Origin of the sequence: Escherichia sp. KCJ4928 (assembly GCF_004352695.1) — a bacterium.
In the GTDB taxonomy this organism is placed as follows: Bacteria; Pseudomonadota; Gammaproteobacteria; order Enterobacterales; family Enterobacteriaceae; genus ECMA0423.
Genome location: NZ_SJWV01000460.1, coordinates 1 through 929, shown reverse-complemented (window position 1 = coordinate 929; position 929 = coordinate 1). Strand labels below are relative to the sequence as shown.

Annotated in this window: 1 protein-coding gene and 1 pseudogene; both read right to left on the bottom strand. The window is 38.0% G+C overall.

The features are described from left to right. Positions 1 to 68, bottom strand: a pseudogene (locus tag E0D98_RS28220) (hypothetical protein); the annotation flags it as partial. Next, the gene (locus tag E0D98_RS24840; protein ID WP_001296968.1) at positions 61 to 870 is read right to left on the bottom strand and encodes a transcriptional regulator; all 810 of its coding nucleotides are present in this window, start codon (positions 868 to 870) and stop codon (positions 61 to 63) included. The pseudogene E0D98_RS28220 and the gene E0D98_RS24840, both read right to left, overlap by 8 nt. Between the last annotated feature and the right edge of the window lie 59 nt (positions 871 to 929).

The window sequence follows — 929 nt, the reverse complement described above, 5'->3', positions numbered from 1 at the left end:
ACAGTGAAGAGAATAAACCCACTGATAAAAACTAAAATAAATAATAAGTTTTTTTTATAATCAATCACGATTAACCTCACGGTAAGACAGGGTTAAACAGCCAGCCACTTCATGTTGGTTATAGTTTTTATTGCATGCCATAACAATCATCCCCGGTGAGGATTTTGCAAGAGGGAAGTATAACCACGGATATTTTTTACAGTTAATCCCCGAATCCAGTATCCGTGTTTTATATTTATCGAACTCTTTCAACCCATCAATTGTATCTTCTGTTACATTAAAATGGCAGCCATTAATTTCCGCAACAGTCTTGTAATCCTTGAAAAATGGCTTCGGTTGATTATTATTCCATAGCCAATATGCAGAATATGCGCCTATGACAAATGCGCTCAACATAATTAGATGACTTTTTATATGTTTGAGGATTTTGTTATTGAAATTCTTTGCGCCACCAATGCTCTCTTTGTATCCCGCATTAACTTTTATGGCAGGTGGGGCATTGTGTGTATGTGCGTCTGTTGACGAGTTTATTACATGATTTTGTATGTTAATGTCATTATGGATCTTGAATCCTCTTCTCGGCACGGTTGCAATTAGCGAGTGGGTAGTATCACCAACAGCGCGAAATCCGCGTCTGATAATGGATATGTTCTGATATAACGTGTTAGTAGGCACACGCATACCTTCTTCTTCCCAGACTCTGGTGAAAAAATCTTGTTGTGCAACCACATCAGGAAAAGCTTCAAGTAGAAGTGATAAACATCGACTGGCTGGCGTTGTCAGAACGACGTTAAGATCGGCGTTATGTACCGATATTAATTTTCGGTGCTCAGGCCAGAACTCGATATTATCGTTAATAATCCAGTACATACGTCAATAAACACTAAATCAATCGAAATGGAGATCACATAGTTTGCTAAGTATATTGG

Excerpts from the sequence above, each read along its gene's own strand:
- E0D98_RS24840 (WP_001296968.1), bottom strand. The coding sequence starts at position 870 with ATGTACTGGATTATTAACGATAATATCGAGTTCTGGCCTGAGCACCGA.